The sequence below is a fragment of the Vibrio sp. Vb1554 genome (genome assembly GCF_033344235.1).
This window is the reverse complement of sequence record NZ_JAWPOJ010000290.1, coordinates 1-1,210: the sequence shown is the minus strand read 5'-3', so window position 1 is coordinate 1,210 and position 1,210 is coordinate 1. Positions and strand designations below refer to the sequence as shown.

1 protein-coding gene is annotated in these 1,210 nt (G+C 41.0%); it reads left to right on the top strand.

All coding sequences use genetic code 11. The features are described from left to right. Positions 1-617: 617 nt before the first annotated feature. Positions 618-1,210, top strand: a 593-nt coding sequence (locus R8N28_RS25720; RefSeq protein ID WP_318183723.1) for a TAXI family TRAP transporter solute-binding subunit, incomplete at its 3' end; no start/stop codon positions are given.

Genomic DNA, 1,210 nt, shown 5'->3' with positions numbered 1-1,210 from the left:
CCCTAACGAACTTAATGGGATCGGCACAACCCCAAAGGAGAAAATAAGTCGATATGGTTAATCTTTATCTTTAAGTTAGTGGTTTAAACTGGAATTTAAATCTTAAAATGGAATAAATAACTTTTCAGTTCGTTAACATGACCGTTTTTGTTGGAATTTTGTTCATCATTTGGAGTTTTTATCTAAGCTGCATTGCTCAATAAGTGAACACTACTTTAGAGTGGTGCTCATACTTGGTATGAACTAGATACGTTTTTAGACCTATTTCGCTAAGAGATGTTGCGTTGGGAAACTCCGCGACAGAGTTGAATGCTTGTTTGTTATCGGCAAAAACTTGCTCATGGCTAAAAAGGGCAAATCTTTTGTATCGATCACAATTCATTAACGTTTTGCGAGGTTGTACCGCTTAGTCTCATTCTATTGTCGGCAATATCTTGCTTATTGGTTTACGGGCAAATGAGCGAGTTTTTGCTCATTTTTGGCTGGGAGATTATATTTATTAAATAAAAACAATGAGTTGAAAATTGGCATTTAAGTTGCTCTTAGCGTTTTGTTGTTAATAAAGATTTAACATGATGTAAATCCATAATCGTGAAACGACTACACGGAGAGTAATAATGAAAATGAATAAGCTCGTAAAAGCACTGGCTATTGCTGTGACATCTTTTGGTATCGCGACAAATGCAGCGGCGGAAGAGCGCAGCTACATCCTTGCGACCGCTTCTACTGGTGGCACTTACTACCCAGTTGGGGTAGCTTTGGCGACATTAAGTAAAGTGAAACTCGCACCAAAGCACCACTTCTCCCTTTCTGCTATCAGCTCTGCTGGCTCTGGTGAAAACGTTAAACTATTGAATGAAAACGAAGCACAATTTGCGATTTTGCAAGGTTTGTACGGTGCGTGGGCTTGGTCTGGGGAAGGTCCTTACGAGAAAAGCGGTCGCCAAGAAAAGTTGCGTTCAGTCTCAATGCTATGGCAAAACGTTGAACACTTCATTGTTCGTAGCGACTTAGCAAAAACCGGTACGGTTAGTGATCTGAAAAACCTCGAAGGGAAAAAGTTCTCTATCGGCAAAAAGAACTCCGGTACTGAGAACTCAGGCCGTCAGATCATGAAAGGCCTGAGTGTTGACCCAGATAAGTTCAACCTTGCCTTTATGGGGTATGGCGGCAGTGCAAGTGCGCTACAAAATGGCACTATCGATGGCAT